Source organism: Pseudomonas sp. LG1D9, assembly GCF_002949995.1.
Taxonomy (GTDB): Bacteria; Pseudomonadota; Gammaproteobacteria; order Pseudomonadales; family Pseudomonadaceae; genus Aquipseudomonas; species Aquipseudomonas proteolytica.
Genome location: NZ_CP026881.1, coordinates 901,884 through 915,026 on the forward strand (window position 1 = coordinate 901,884; position 13,143 = coordinate 915,026).

The 13,143-nt window shown below is 61.1% G+C and carries 12 protein-coding genes; 7 read left to right on the forward strand and 5 right to left on the reverse strand.

The window, feature by feature from the left end:
* Position 1: 1 nt before the first annotated feature.
* The 4 genes from acnD to C5F71_RS04380 form a co-directional block, all read right to left on the reverse strand.
* Complete coding sequence (acnD, locus tag C5F71_RS04365; protein WP_070995164.1) at positions 2-2,596, reverse strand: Fe/S-dependent 2-methylisocitrate dehydratase AcnD; 2,595 nt, start codon at positions 2,594-2,596, stop codon at positions 2-4.
* A gap of 202 nt (positions 2,597-2,798) precedes the next feature.
* Entirely contained in the window at positions 2,799-3,926 is a 1,128-nt protein-coding gene (prpC, locus tag C5F71_RS04370) for a 2-methylcitrate synthase (protein WP_029298298.1), read from the reverse strand.
* A gap of 41 nt (positions 3,927-3,967) precedes the next feature.
* Positions 3,968-4,861 carry a methylisocitrate lyase gene (prpB, locus tag C5F71_RS04375; RefSeq protein WP_029298299.1) on the reverse strand — a complete coding sequence of 298 codons (894 nt, stop codon included), beginning with the start codon at positions 4,859-4,861 and terminating at the stop codon, positions 3,968-3,970.
* The gene (locus C5F71_RS04380) at positions 4,858-5,568 is read right to left on the reverse strand and encodes a GntR family transcriptional regulator (RefSeq protein WP_029298300.1); all 711 of its coding nucleotides are present in this window, start codon (positions 5,566-5,568) and stop codon (positions 4,858-4,860) included. The genes prpB and C5F71_RS04380 overlap by 4 nt, the downstream gene beginning before the upstream one ends.
* A gap of 273 nt (positions 5,569-5,841) precedes the next feature.
* On the opposite strand from C5F71_RS04380, the gene C5F71_RS04385 reads away from it, so the two are divergent.
* The 6 genes from C5F71_RS04385 (at position 5,842) to C5F71_RS04410 (ending at position 11,266) form a co-directional block, all read left to right on the forward strand.
* A complete protein-coding gene (locus C5F71_RS04385) occupies positions 5,842-6,378 on the forward strand; it encodes an ATP-dependent zinc protease (protein ID WP_029298301.1) in 537 nt (178 codons plus the stop codon).
* A gap of 5 nt (positions 6,379-6,383) precedes the next feature.
* Complete coding sequence (locus C5F71_RS04390) at positions 6,384-7,916, forward strand: inactive transglutaminase family protein (RefSeq protein ID WP_029298302.1); 1,533 nt, start codon at positions 6,384-6,386, stop codon at positions 7,914-7,916.
* On the forward strand, positions 7,916-8,902 hold the full coding sequence (locus C5F71_RS04395; RefSeq protein ID WP_029298303.1) for an alpha-L-glutamate ligase-like protein: 987 nt from the start codon (positions 7,916-7,918) through the stop codon (positions 8,900-8,902). Before C5F71_RS04390 ends, C5F71_RS04395 begins: the two co-directional genes overlap by 1 nt.
* A 112-nt stretch (positions 8,903-9,014) precedes the next feature.
* The gene (pabB, locus tag C5F71_RS04400; RefSeq protein ID WP_104910716.1) at positions 9,015-10,358 is read left to right on the forward strand and encodes an aminodeoxychorismate synthase component I; all 1,344 of its coding nucleotides are present in this window, start codon (positions 9,015-9,017) and stop codon (positions 10,356-10,358) included.
* Between the two features lie 249 nt (positions 10,359-10,607).
* Positions 10,608-10,910, forward strand: coding sequence for a type II toxin-antitoxin system HigB family toxin (locus C5F71_RS04405; protein WP_104910717.1), 303 nt, complete (start codon positions 10,608-10,610; stop codon positions 10,908-10,910).
* Positions 10,910-11,266, forward strand: coding sequence for a type II toxin-antitoxin system HigA family antitoxin (locus C5F71_RS04410; protein ID WP_029298306.1), 357 nt, complete (start codon positions 10,910-10,912; stop codon positions 11,264-11,266). Before C5F71_RS04405 ends, C5F71_RS04410 begins: the two co-directional genes overlap by 1 nt.
* A gap of 360 nt (positions 11,267-11,626) precedes the next feature.
* Here C5F71_RS04410 and thrH read toward each other — a convergent pair whose 3' ends face one another.
* The gene (gene thrH / locus C5F71_RS04415) at positions 11,627-12,244 is read right to left on the reverse strand and encodes a bifunctional phosphoserine phosphatase/homoserine phosphotransferase ThrH (RefSeq protein WP_029298307.1); all 618 of its coding nucleotides are present in this window, start codon (positions 12,242-12,244) and stop codon (positions 11,627-11,629) included.
* A gap of 154 nt (positions 12,245-12,398) precedes the next feature.
* Between thrH and C5F71_RS04420 the strand changes: the two genes are divergently transcribed.
* Complete coding sequence (locus C5F71_RS04420) at positions 12,399-13,133, forward strand: phosphoadenylyl-sulfate reductase (protein WP_092231871.1); 735 nt, start codon at positions 12,399-12,401, stop codon at positions 13,131-13,133.
* Positions 13,134-13,143 lie beyond the last annotated feature (10 nt).

The window sequence follows — 13,143 nt, forward strand, 5'->3', positions numbered from 1 at the left end:
TTCAGGCCGTCGCCGCCGATTCCAGGAAGTCCTGGGCAAAGCGTTGCAATACGCCGCCCGCCTCGTAGATCGACACTTCTTCGGCGGTGTCCAGGCGGCAGGTCACCGGCACTTCGACACGCTCGCCATTCTTGCGGTTGATCACCAGGGTCAACTGCGCGCGCGGGGTGCGCTCACCGATCACGTCATAGGTTTCGCTGCCATCGATCTGCAGGGTCTTGCGATCCGTGCCCGCCAGGAACTCCAGGGGCAGCACGCCCATGCCCACCAGGTTGGTGCGGTGGATGCGCTCGAAGCCTTCGGCGGCAATCGCTTCCACACCTGCCAGGCGTACGCCCTTGGCCGCCCAGTCGCGGGAAGAACCCTGGCCGTAGTCAGCCCCGGCAATGATGATCAGCGGCTGCTTGCGTTCCATGTAGGTTTCGATGGCTTCCCACATGCGCGTGACCTTGCCTTCCGGCTCGATCCGCGCCAGGGAACCCTGCTTGACCTTGCCGTTTTCCACGACCATTTCATTGAACAGCTTGGGGTTGGCAAAGGTCGCGCGCTGGGCGGTCAAGTGGTCGCCGCGGTGCGTTGCATAGGAGTTGAAGTCGACTTCCGGCAGGCCCATTTTCGCCAGGTATTCGCCGGCGGCGCTGTCGAGCATGATCGCGTTGGAGGGCGACAGGTGATCGGTGGTGATGTTGTCCGGCAGCACCGCCAGCGGGCGCATGCCCTTGAGCGGACGCGCGCCGGCCAGGGCACCTTCCCAATAGGGAGGGCGGCGGATGTAGGTACTCTGCGCACGCCAGTCGTACAGCGGCGTGACTTTCGGGCCGGTGTCCTCGTGGATCGCAAACATCGGGATATAAACCTGGCGGAACTGCTCCGGCTTGACCGAAGCCTTGACCACCGCGTCGATTTCTTCGTCGCTCGGCCAGATGTCCTTCAGGCGGATTTCCTTGCCGGTCGCATCCAGGCCCAGCACGTCTTTTTCGATATCGAAACGGATGGTGCCCGCAATCGCGTAGGCCACCACCAGCGGCGGCGACGCCAGGAACGCTTGCTTGGCGTACGGATGGATGCGCCCGTCGAAGTTGCGGTTGCCCGACAACACGGCCGTGGCATACAGGTCGCGGTCGATGATTTCTTGCTGGATCACCGGGTCGAGCGCACCGGACATGCCGTTGCAGGTCGTGCAGGCGAAGGCTACGACGCCAAAACCCAACTGCTCCAGCTCGCTGGTCAGCCCGGCTTCGTCGAGGTACATGGCCACGGTTTTCGAACCCGGCGCCAGGGACGACTTGACCCACGGTTTACGGGCCAGCCCCAGCTTGTTGGCATTGCGCGCCAGCAGGCCGGCGGCGATCACGTTGCGCGGGTTGCTGGTGTTGGTGCAACTGGTGATGGCAGCGATGATCACCGCGCCATCGGGCATTTGCCCCGGTACGTCGTCCCATTGCCCGGAAATGCCCTTGGCCGCCAGGTCGCTGGTGGCCACGCGAGCGTGCGGGTTGCTTGGGCCGGCCATGTTGCGCACGACGCTGGACAAATCGAAGCTCAAGCCACGCTCGTACTGCGCGCCCTTGAGGTCATCGGCCCACAGGCCTGTGTGCCGGGCGTACTGCTCGACCAGGGCAACTTGCTCGTCTTCACGCCCGGTGAGCTTGAGGTAGGCAATGGTTTGCGCGTCGATGTAGAACATCGCCGCCGTGGCGCCATATTCCGGGGCCATGTTGGAGATGGTCGCGCGGTCGCCCAGGGTCAGGGCCGAGGCGCCTTCGCCGAAGAACTCCAGCCAGGCACCGACGACTTTCTGCTGGCGCAGGAACTCGGTCAGCGCCAGCACCATATCGGTGGCGGTGATGCCCGGTTGCAGCTTGCCCGTCAGTTCGACGCCAACGCTTTCCGGCAAGCGCATCCACGACGCGCGGCCGAGCATCACGCTCTCGGCTTCCAGGCCGCCAACGCCGATGGCGATCACGCCCAGGGCGTCCACGTGGGGGGTATGGCTATCGGTGCCGACGCAGGTATCCGGGAAGGCCACGCCGTCACGCACCTGGATCACTGGGGACATTTTCTCCAGGTTGATCTGGTGCATGATGCCGTTGCCGGGCGGGATCACGTCGACGTTTTTGAAGGCTTTTTTGGTCCACTCGATAAAGTGGAAACGGTCTTCGTTGCGGCGGTCTTCGATGGCGCGGTTTTTCTCGAAGGCGTCCGGGTCGAAACCACCGGCCTCGACGGCCAGGGAGTGGTCGACGATCAGTTGGGTCGGCACCACTGGGTTGACCTGGGCCGGGTCGCCACCTTGCAGGGCAATGGCATCACGCAGGCCGGCGAGGTCCACCAGGGCGGTCTGGCCGAGGATGTCATGGCACACCACACGCGCCGGAAACCAAGGGAAGTCAAGGTCGCGCTTGCGCTCGATCAGTTGGCTCAGGGAAGCGTTGAGGGTTGCCGGGTCGCAACGGCGCACCAGATTCTCGGCGAGCACGCGGGAGGTGTAGGGCAAGGTGGCGTAGGCACCAGGCGTGATTGCCTCGACTGCCGCACGGGCGTCGAAGTAATCCAGGCGGCTGCCGGGGAGCGATTTGCGAAATTCAGTGTTCATCGTCAGGACTCGGTCACGGTAGTTACAAAAGGAAGACCTGCGCCGCCCCAGAATTGGAATGCGGTCAAAATGTGGGAGCGGGCTTGCTCGCGAACGCGGTGTGTCATTCAACACATTCAGTGACTGTTACCCTGCATTCGCGAGCAAGCCCGCTCCCACATTTTTGACTCGGTTACCCATTCGGGACTGGCGGCCTCCTCACTCAGCGACGTTCGATTGGCACGAACTTGCGCTGCTCGACGCCGGTGTATTCGGCGCTTGGACGGATGATGCGGTTGTTGGCACGCTGCTCGAACACATGCGCGGCCCAGCCGGTAAGGCGCGAGCACACGAAGATCGGGGTGAACAGCTTGGTCGGGATGCCCATGAAGTGGTACGCCGAGGCATGGTAGAAGTCGGCGTTGGGGAACAGTTTCTTCTGTTCCCACATGGTCTTGTCGATGGCTTCGGAGACCGGGAACAGCACCTTGTCGCCCACTTCATCAGCGAGTTTTTTCGACCAGCCCTTGATCACTTCATTACGCGGGTCGTTGTCTTTATAGATCGCGTGGCCAAAGCCCATGATCTTGTCCTTGCGCTCCAGCATGCCGAGAGTGCCCTTCACAGCCTCTTCAGCCGAGGAGAACCGCTCGATCATTTCCATCGCCGCTTCGTTGGCGCCGCCATGCAGCGGGCCGCGCAGCGAGCCGATGGCGGCGGTGACGCAGGAATACAGGTCCGAGAGGGTCGAGGCGCAGACACGCGCGGTAAAGGTGGAAGCGTTGAATTCGTGCTCGGCGTAGAGGATCAGCGACACGTTCATGACCTTGACGTGCAACTCGCTCGGCTTTTTGCCGTGCAGCAGGTGCAGGAAGTGGCCGCCAATCGACGGCTCGTCGGTCACACAGTCGATGCGCTTGCCGTCATGGCTGAAGCGGTACCAGTAGCACATGATCGCCGGGAAGGCCGCCAGCAGGCGGTCGGTGACATCGCGCTGCACGCTGAAGTCTTTTTCTGGCTCGATATTGCCCAGGAACGAGCAACCGGTGCGCATCACGTCCATCGGGTGGGCGTCGGCGGGAATGCGCTCCAGCACTTCTTTAAGCGCTTGGGGCAGGTCGCGCAGCTTGGCCAGCTTGGCGGTGTAGGCCGCGAGTTCGGCTTTGCTTGGCAACTCGCCGTACAGCAGCAGATAGGCAACTTCTTCGAACTGCGCATCGGCGGCCAGTTCGCGCACATCGTAGCCGCGATAGGTCAGGCCGGCACCGGCCTGGCCCACGGTGGACAGTGCGGTCTGCCCGGCCACCTGGCCACGCAGGCCGGCGCCACTCAGTACTTTTGCTTCAGCCATGGTTCTTCTCCAATTTTGTAGTTATCTGGGAGGCGCTGCGCTTATTTCTTGGCGGCGAACAGCGCGTCAAGCTTTTGCTCGAAGGTGTGGTAGTCGATGCGATCGTAAAGCTCCATGCGCGTTTGCATGGTGTCGATCACATTCTGTTGGGTACCGTCGCGACGGATCGCGGTGTAGACGTTTTCGGCAGCCTTGTTCATGGCGCGGAATGCCGACAACGGGTACAGCACGATGGAAACATCGGCAGATTTCAACTGTTCGGTGGTGTACAGCGGCGTCGCGCCGAATTCCGTGATGTTGGCCAGGATCGGCGCCTTCACACGGGAGGCGAACAGCTTGTACATCTCCAGTTCTGTGATGGCTTCGGGGAAGACCATGTCGGCGCCGGCCTCGATGCACGCGGCGGCACGCTCCAGGGCAGACTCCAGGCCTTCCACGGCCAGGGCGTCGGTGCGCGCCATGATCACGAAGCTGTCATCGGTGCGGGCATCCACGGCCGCCTTGATGCGGTCGACCATTTCCTGCTGCGAGACGATTTCTTTGTTAGGGCGATGACCGCAGCGCTTGGCGCCCACCTGGTCCTCGATATGAATCGCAGCAGCGCCGAACTTGATCATCGACTTGACGGTGCGCGCCACGTTGAACGCGGAGGAACCGAAACCGGTGTCCACGTCCACCAGCAGCGGCAGGTCGCATACATCGGTGATACGGCGCACATCGGTCAGTACATCATCCAGGCCGGTGATGCCCAGGTCCGGCACGCCCAGGGAGCCCGCGGCCACACCGCCACCGGACAGGTAGATGGCCTTGAAACCGGCGCGCTTGGCCAGCAGGGCGTGGTTGGCGTTGATCGCGCCGACGACTTGCAGGGGGTGTTCGCTGGCGACTGCGTCACGGAAACGCTGGCCTGGGGTGCTGTTTTTATAGGAACTCATGACTCACCTCTGGAGGGGGCGCCGTCGGGGAAGTGACGGGCGATATTGCGTTTGGAAGCGCCGATATGGCGGCGCATCAACAACTCGGCCAGTTCACCGTCGCGATCGGCAATCGCGTCAAGAATGCGGTGATGCTCGGCAAATGCCTGGCGTGGACGATTGGGGGTGGCGGAGAACTGGATGCGGTACATGCGCACCAACTGATACAACTCACCGCACAGCATTTGGGTCAAGGTGCGGTTACGCGCGCCCTGGATGATGCGGTAGTGAAAGTCGAAATCGCCTTCCTGCTGGTAGTAACCGACCCCGGCCTGGAACGCGGCATCACGCTCGTGGGTGTGCAGGACCTGGCGCAGTTCCTCGATTTCTTCGTCGGTCATGCGCTCGGCGGCCAGGCGGCAGGCCATGCCTTCGAGGGACTCGCGGATTTCATAGAGTTCCACCAACTCGGCCTGGCTCAGGGACACCACCCGCGCGCCGACATGGGGCACGCGCACCAGCAGGCGCTGGCCCTCCAGGCGGTGGATCGCCTCGCGCAGCGGGCCACGGCTGATACCGTAGGTGCGCGCCAGCTCCGGTTCCGAGATCTTGCTGCCGGGGGCTATCTCGCCCTTGACAATGGCGGCCTGGATACGGCGGAAGACGTTCTCGGACATCGTCTGGGAATCGTCCTGCCCTGCTACCGGAATTTCCAGCTGATCCAGCATGATTGTCGACACCTTTAAAAGCAATGCCGCAAAAACTAGCCAATCAGCCCCTGATAGTCAAAGAATAAATACACATTGTCGACAATCGTCTAATAACCCCTGTTGCACTCTATGGGGGCATGGCCGCCTGCCAGCGCTGGCGCCAGAAAACCTTCATGTTAGAATGCCCGCCGCATTTGCCTGACATCTCCGGATGAAAAGGCGCACGAGGGAGCTTGCGCAGCAATGCCAGTCGCCTTGAATCAAACATCGCACTGCACCGCCTCAGGATCTATGAGACTCAAGCCCTTCCCCCTATTGTTCTGCCTACTGATGTTCCCGGGCCTTGGCTTCGCCGCCGAGAAGACCGTTTATGGCCTCAATGAATACGCCAAGTTGGCGGGCATTGACCTGGAAGTCGCCGCCAAGCTCGACACCGGCGCCAAGACTGCGTCCTTGAGTGCCCGGGATATCAAGCGCTTCAAGCGCAACGGTGAATCCTGGGTACGCTTCTACCTGGCCATCGATACCGCCCACTCGCACCCCATCGAACGCCCACTGGCCCGCGTCAGCAAGATCAAGCGGCGCGCCGGTGACTACGACCCCGATGAGGACAAGAACTACACCGCCCGTCCGGTGATTGCCCTGGACATCTGCATGGGCACCGCTTTACGCAGCATCGAAGTGAACTTGACTGACCGCAGCGCCTTCCAATATCCGCTGCTGATCGGCTCCGAAGCCTTGAAACGCTTTGATGCGCTGGTCGACCCCAGTCTTAAATACGCAGCGGGCAAACCTGCCTGCGCCACCGACGCTCATACCGCCGAGTAATTCCAATGCGCTCTCTTACTATGCACCTGAAGATTCTGATCGCCGTCCTGGTGGTACTGGGCATTTCGGTCACGGCCTATCAGATCTTCGTCCTCGGCATCCCAGTGACCGAAGACGCCACCGATGACCTGTGGAACATCGACGCCAAGGTCGAGTTCGTCGCCAACGCCAAGGACCCGGTAAAGGTCCAGATGTTCGTGCCGCCCCTGAGCCGCGACTTCGTCAGCCTCAATGAGAGCTTCATCTCCAATAACTACGGGGTGAGCGTCAACCGCATCGACGGCAACCGCAAGGTCACCTGGTCGGCACGGCGCGCGAAGGGCAACCAGACCCTCTACTACCGCCTGGTGCTGACCAAGCGCTACAGCGGTGAAAAGGTCAAGGTCAAGGGCCCGACCTTCCGCGACAGCATCGCCGTGGAAGGCCCAGAAAAAATCGCCGCCGAGGCCCTGCTGGCGCCGATCCGCCAACACTCGGCCGACGTCGAGACGTTTATCAGCGAAGCCATCAAGCGCACCAACAACCTCAACGACGACAACGTCAAGCTGCTGCTGGCGGGCGATCCATCGACGCCGCACAAGGCCAAGATCGTCGAGTTGCTGCTATCCATCGCCCACGTACCGGTGGAAAAGGTCCACACCCTCCGCCTGGTAGCCGACCAGCCGCAGACCCCGGAGTTGTGGCTGCGCAGCTTCAATGGCAACGACTGGCTGTACTTCAACCCGGAAACCGGCGAACAGGGCCTGCCCTCCGACCGCCTGCTGTGGTGGACCGGCGATGAAAACCTGATCACCGTCGATGGTGGCAAGAAAGCCGCCGTGACCTTCAGCCTGAACAACAGCGAGATGAACGCGATCCGCCTGGCCAAGCTGACGGACGAGAACACCGACGCCAACTTCCTCGAATACTCGCTGTACGGCCTGCCGCTGCAAACCCAGCAGACCTTCATGATCATGGTGATGATCCCGATTGGCGTGCTGGTGATCCTGATCCTGCGCAACCTGATCGGCTTGCAGACCCTGGGTACGTTCACACCGGTGCTGATCGCCCTGGCGTTCCGCGAGACGCAGTTGGGCTTCGGTATCGTGCTGTTTACCGTGATTACTGCGCTTGGGCTGTCGCTGCGTTCATACCTGGAGCACTTGAAATTGCAGATGTTGCCGCGCTTGTCGGTGGTGTTGACCTTCGTGGTAGTGCTGATCGCGGCCATCAGCCTGTTCAGCCATAAGCTGGGCCTGGAGCGCGGCCTGTCGGTGGCGCTGTTCCCGATGGTGATCCTGACCATGACCATCGAACGCCTGTCCATTACCTGGGAAGAACGCGGCGGTGGCCATGCGATGAAAGTCGCGATCGGCACCCTGTTCGCCGCGTCCCTGGCGCACATCATCATGAGCGTGCCGGAGCTGATCTACTTCGTGTTCACCTTCCCGGCGATCCTGTTGATCCTCGTGGGCTTCATGCTGGCCATGGGTCGCTATCGTGGCTACCGCCTGACCGAGCTGGTGCGTTTCAAGGCCTTCCTCAAGGCTGATTCGTAATGTTCGGGTTCTGGAAGACCTGGAAGGCCCTGGAAGCGCGGGGCATCATGGGCATCAACCGGCGTAACGCCGACTACGTGCTCAAGTACAACAAGCGCAGCCTGTACCCGATTGTCGATGACAAGATCATCACCAAGGAACGGGCGATCCAGGCCGGCATCCACGTGCCGCAGATGTACGGGATCATTTCCACCGAGAAAGAAATCGACAAGCTCGACGAAATCATCGGTGGCCGTAGCGACTTCGTGATCAAGCCGGCCCAGGGCGCCGGCGGCGACGGCATCCTGGTGATCGCCGACCGCTTTGAAGGTCGCTATCGCACGGTGTCCGGCAAGATCATCAGCCATGAGGAAATCGAGCACCAGATTTCCAGCATCCTTACCGGCCTGTATTCCCTGGGCGGTCACCGTGACCGGGCATTGATCGAATACCGCGTGGTACCTGACCAGATCTTCAAGAGCATCAGCTACGAAGGCGTGCCGGATATCCGCATCATCGTGCTGATGGGCTACCCGGTGATGGCCATGCTGCGCTTGCCGACCCGCCAATCCGGCGGCAAGGCCAACCTGCACCAGGGCGCGATTGGCGTCGGTGTGGACCTGGCGACCGGCCTGACCCTGCGCGGTACCTGGCTGAACAACATCATCACCAAGCACCCCGACACCACCAACGCGGTGGACGGTGTGCAACTGCCCAACTGGGACGGTTTCATGAAACTCGCCGCCGGCTGCTACGAGCTGTGCGGGCTGGGTTACATCGGCGTGGACATGGTGCTGGACCAGGAAAAAGGCCCGCTCATCCTCGAGCTCAATGCTCGGCCTGGGCTGAATATCCAGATCGCCAACGACTGCGGCCTGACCTTGCGCACCCACGCCGTGGAAGCGCGCCTCGAAGAGCTGAAAGCGGCCGGAGTGACAGAAACGGCGGAAGAACGTGTGAAATTCGCCCAGCAAATGTTTGGGCATATTCCGCCCGTGGAAGGCTGAACCCAAACCCGGCTCCGCCCTCCACCCAACAATCCCCGACATCCCCTCTAGGAGCAAATCCTACAGGGGACTACAATGCCATCCCCACGCCCATGGCTGATCCACCCCCCGCATGTCGACTTGCTCCGTACACCCACTGCCCTACCACGCCAACCCCGCCGAGTATTTTGCGGCGATCCGCCATGCACCCGGCGCCGTGCTGCTGGACAGCGGCCGACCGGCCGCCGAGCGTGGTCGTTATGACCTGCTCAGCGCCTGGCCAGAAGTAACACTGGCGGTGTGGCCGGACGAAAGTGGTAGCGATTTTTTACAACGGCTGCGGGAAAATCTGACGCTGCTGGGCAAGGCCAGCCTGCCGGCCCCCTATGAACTGCCGTTTGCCGGCGGGTTGATCGGCTACCTGAGCTACGACTTTGGCCGCCACCTGGAACGACTGCCGCATCAGGCTATCGACGACATCGGCTTGCCCGATGCCCGTTTTGGCCTGTACGCCTGGGCGTTGGTCAGCGACCACCAGGTGCGCACCAGTCAACTGGTGTTCCACCCCAAACTGCTGGAAAGCGAACGGCAGCGGCTGCTGACCCTGTTCAGCCAACCTGCCGTGCACACCCCTGCCAGTTTCAAGCTGCACACCCGGATGGCTCCGGACCTCAGCGCCGTAGCCTATGAACAGGCCCTGGCCCGTATCCAGGCCTATATCCAGGCCGGTGACTGCTATCAGGTCAACTTCGCCCAACGCTTTCGCGCAGCGTGCAACGGTGATCCGTGGGTCGCCTATTGCGCCCTGCGCGCAGCGTGCCCAACGCCGTTCTCCGGCTTCCAGAGCCTGCCGGACGACGGCGCGGTGGTGAGCCTTTCACCGGAGCGTTTCGTGCGGGTCAGCCAGCGCCAGGTGGAAACCCGCCCGATCAAGGGCACCCGCCCCCGGGGGCTGACGCCTCAAGAAGATGCCGCCAATGCGGCCGAACTCCTGGCCAGCCCCAAGGACCGCGCAGAGAACCTGATGATCGTCGATCTGCTGCGCAATGACCTGGGCCGCACCTGCCGCACCGGATCGGTCAAGGTGCCGGAGCTGTTCAGCCTGGAAAGCTACCCGAATGTGCATCACTTGGTCAGCAGCGTCACCGGTGAACTGGCCGACGACAAAGACGCCCTGGACCTGATCGCCGGCAGCTTCCCGGGCGGCTCGATCACCGGCGCACCGAAGATCCGCGCAATGCAGATCATCGACGAACTGGAACCGACCCGGCGCGGGCTGTACTGCGGCTCGTTGCTCTACCTGGATGTGCGCGGCGAGATGGACAGCTCCATCGCCATTCGTAGCCTGCTGGTCAAGGATGGCCAGGTCTGTTGCTGGGGCGGCGGCGGGATCGTCGCGGACTCCGAGTGGCAGGCGGAATATCAGGAATCGATGACCAAGGTGCGGGTGTTGCTGGAGACGCTGGAAGGACTGTAAGCGCACCTCCCAGGGAAAAAGCCTGAATCAGAACGGCCGTGGACAGCATCGGGGCGCAGGGATAGCGTCTCGCTTCGATATTACTTGGCCGTCTGTGAGGGATCACATGGATCGACTGCTTGTTGCCTTTGTCGTTGTATCGCTTGCCGCGTTGAAACAAAGCCCATTTCCTACACATCGCGCTCCCTACCAGGACTTGAAAACCCCGGAAGTGACGCCTAACATCTCCCAAATTGGGAGGTTCGATAGATGCGAATAATCGCAAGAGCCGCCTTAAGGGAGTTCTGGGAAAGCAGCCCGGCTTATACCGACTCAAAAACACCACTGGTTGAATGGTATCGCCATCTAGAGAAATCCACTTATCACGCGCCACAGGACCTGAAGAGGGTGCTTCGAACCGCAAGCACGCTCAAAGGAGGAAGGGTCGTGTTCAATATTGGTGGCAATAAGTATCGGGTGGTTGTGGCGATCGACTATTTGCGGCAGCTGGGTTTCATACGGTTTGTCGGCACCCATGCCCAGTACGACCAGATCAACGCGGAGACTGTGTGATGAACATCAAACCTATTCGTACCCCAGAAGACCTGGCCGCTGCGCTGGCGCGGGTGGATCAGCTGTGGGGGGCAGAGATCGGCTCGCCGGCAGGTGATGAGCTGGAAATTCTCGCGCTGCTGATCGAAAAATACGAAGACGAACACTTCCCCATGCCGCCTTCCGATCCGGTGGAGGCGATCAAGTTTCGCATGGACCAGATGGGCCTGACGGCGCGCGACCTGGAGCCCTTTATCGGCTCCAGCGGTCGCGTCTCCGAAGTGCTGAACCACAAGCGCAAGCTGAGCCTGGCCATGATCAAGCGCCTGCATGAAGGTTTGCGCATTCCTTATGAGCGGTTGTTTGAAGGGGCTTGAGGGCCTTATCGCGGCATAGGTATCTACACAACTTTCAGAAACTGGCGATCTTCCCTGTGGCGAGCGGGCTTGCCCGCGCTGGGCTGCGAAGCAGCCCCAATAAGCCGAATGCGTTGTACCAGATACACCGCAGCGGCTGGTTTTGGGGCTGCTTCGCAGCCCAGCGCGGCGATGCGGCGTTCCGACAAGCCCGCTCGCCACAACTGCGCTATCTGCCTGGATCTAGGTGTTGCGGCAAAGTTGTGTAGATACCTATGCTTATCGCGGGCAAGCCCGCTCCCACATTTTTGCCCTGCAAACACAGTCGAAAATGTGGGAGCGAGCTTGCTCGCGATGAGGCAATGAGCCTCGCTAAATCACTTACAGGCTCAACGAACGATTCGACGCCTTGATGAACTCCCGCTTCAAGTCCTCAAAGGTATGCACCGCCGGGAATTGCGGGAACTCGCGAATCACATTCTCCGGCGCATGGAACAGAATCCCACGATCGGCCTCACCCAGCATGGTGGTGTCGTTGTACGAATCACCCGCAGCAATGACCCGGTAGTACAGGGTCTTGAAGGCCAGCACCGACTGGCGCTTGGGGTCTTTCTGGCGCAGTTGATAGCTCACCACCCGATCGTTTTCATCGGTAATCAAGCGATGGCAAAGCAGGGTCGGGAAGCCCAGTTGACGCATCAACGGCTGGGAGAACTCATAGAAGGTGTCCGACAGGATCACCACCTGGAAGCGCTCGCGCAGCCAATCGACGAACTCGATGGCACCTTCCAGCGGCTTGAGGGTGGCGATCACTTCCTGGATATCCGACAGTTTCAAGCCGTGCTCGTCGAGAATCCGCAGGCGCTGCTTCATCAATACGTCGTAGTCAGGAATGTCCCGGGTGGTAGCCCGCAAGGATTCAATACCGGTTTTTTCAGCGAAGGCGATCCAGATTTCCGGAACCAGCACCCCTTCCAGGTCGAGACAGGCAATTTCCACAAGACACTCCCATTTTGATTTTTTTTCAGTTGAGCGAGTAAAAGGACTGCCGAACTCTAGCGATTCGCGCTGGCCGCCGCAACGCAGAGCGGATTTTGTTAACATCCCACTCCTATAGAGCGCTCAGCGCCACTGACCTGTAGGAACCGTCCTGATGAACCAAGCCTTCGACGTCGCTGAACTCGCCGCGACCTATGCCAACAAGTCCGCCCAGGACATCCTCAAGCTGGCGTTCAGCCAGTTCGGCGATGACCTGTGGATTTCCTTCAGCGGTGCCGAGGACGTGGTGCTGGTGGATATGGCCTGGAAGCTGAATAAAAACGTCAAGGTCTTCAGCCTCGACACCGGCCGCCTGCATCCGGAGACCTACCGGTTTATCGAGCAGGTGCGCGACTTCTACAAAATCGATATCGAGTTGATCTCGCCGGACCAGAGCAAGCTGGAACCCTTCGTCAAGGAGAAGGGCCTGTTCAGCTTCTACAAGGACGGCCATGGCGAATGCTGCGGCGTGCGCAAGATCGAACCGCTGCGCCGCAAACTCTCCGGCGTCAGCGCCTGGGCCACCGGCCAGCGCCGCGACCAGAGCCCCGGCACCCGCAGCCAGGTGGCGGCCCTGGAAGTCGACACGGCGTTCTCCACGCCGGAACGCCCCCTCTACAAATTCAACCCGCTGGCACAAATGACCAGTGAAGAGATCTGGGGCTATATCCGCATGCTGGAGCTGCCCTACAACAGCCTGCACGAGCGCGGCTTTATCAGCATCGGCTGCGAGCCGTGCACTCGCCCGGTGTTGCCGAACCAGCATGAGCGCGAAGGCCGTTGGTGGTGGGAAGAAGCAACCCAGAAGGAATGCGGGCTGCATGCGGGGAATATCATCAGCAAGGCCTGAAACCGGCTCC

What these genes read in the sequence shown, in the direction of transcription:
- acnD (WP_070995164.1), bottom strand. Translation starts at nt 2,596, where the DNA reads ATGAACACTGAATTTCGCAAATCGCTCCCCGGCAGCCGCCTGGATTAC.
- prpC (WP_029298298.1), bottom strand. Translation starts at nt 3,926, where the DNA reads ATGGCTGAAGCAAAAGTACTGAGTGGCGCCGGCCTGCGTGGCCAGGTG.
- prpB (WP_029298299.1), bottom strand. Translation starts at nt 4,861, where the DNA reads ATGAGTTCCTATAAAAACAGCACCCCAGGCCAGCGTTTCCGTGACGCA.
- C5F71_RS04380 (WP_029298300.1), bottom strand. Translation starts at nt 5,568, where the DNA reads ATGCTGGATCAGCTGGAAATTCCGGTAGCAGGGCAGGACGATTCCCAG.
- C5F71_RS04385 (WP_029298301.1), top strand. Translation starts at nt 5,842, where the DNA reads ATGAGACTCAAGCCCTTCCCCCTATTGTTCTGCCTACTGATGTTCCCG.
- C5F71_RS04390 (WP_029298302.1), top strand. Translation starts at nt 6,384, where the DNA reads ATGCGCTCTCTTACTATGCACCTGAAGATTCTGATCGCCGTCCTGGTG.
- C5F71_RS04395 (WP_029298303.1), top strand. Translation starts at nt 7,916, where the DNA reads ATGTTCGGGTTCTGGAAGACCTGGAAGGCCCTGGAAGCGCGGGGCATC.
- pabB (WP_104910716.1), top strand. Translation starts at nt 9,015, where the DNA reads ATGTCGACTTGCTCCGTACACCCACTGCCCTACCACGCCAACCCCGCC.
- C5F71_RS04405 (WP_104910717.1), top strand. Translation starts at nt 10,608, where the DNA reads ATGCGAATAATCGCAAGAGCCGCCTTAAGGGAGTTCTGGGAAAGCAGC.
- C5F71_RS04410 (WP_029298306.1), top strand. Translation starts at nt 10,910, where the DNA reads ATGAACATCAAACCTATTCGTACCCCAGAAGACCTGGCCGCTGCGCTG.
- C5F71_RS04420 (WP_092231871.1), top strand. Translation starts at nt 12,399, where the DNA reads ATGAACCAAGCCTTCGACGTCGCTGAACTCGCCGCGACCTATGCCAAC.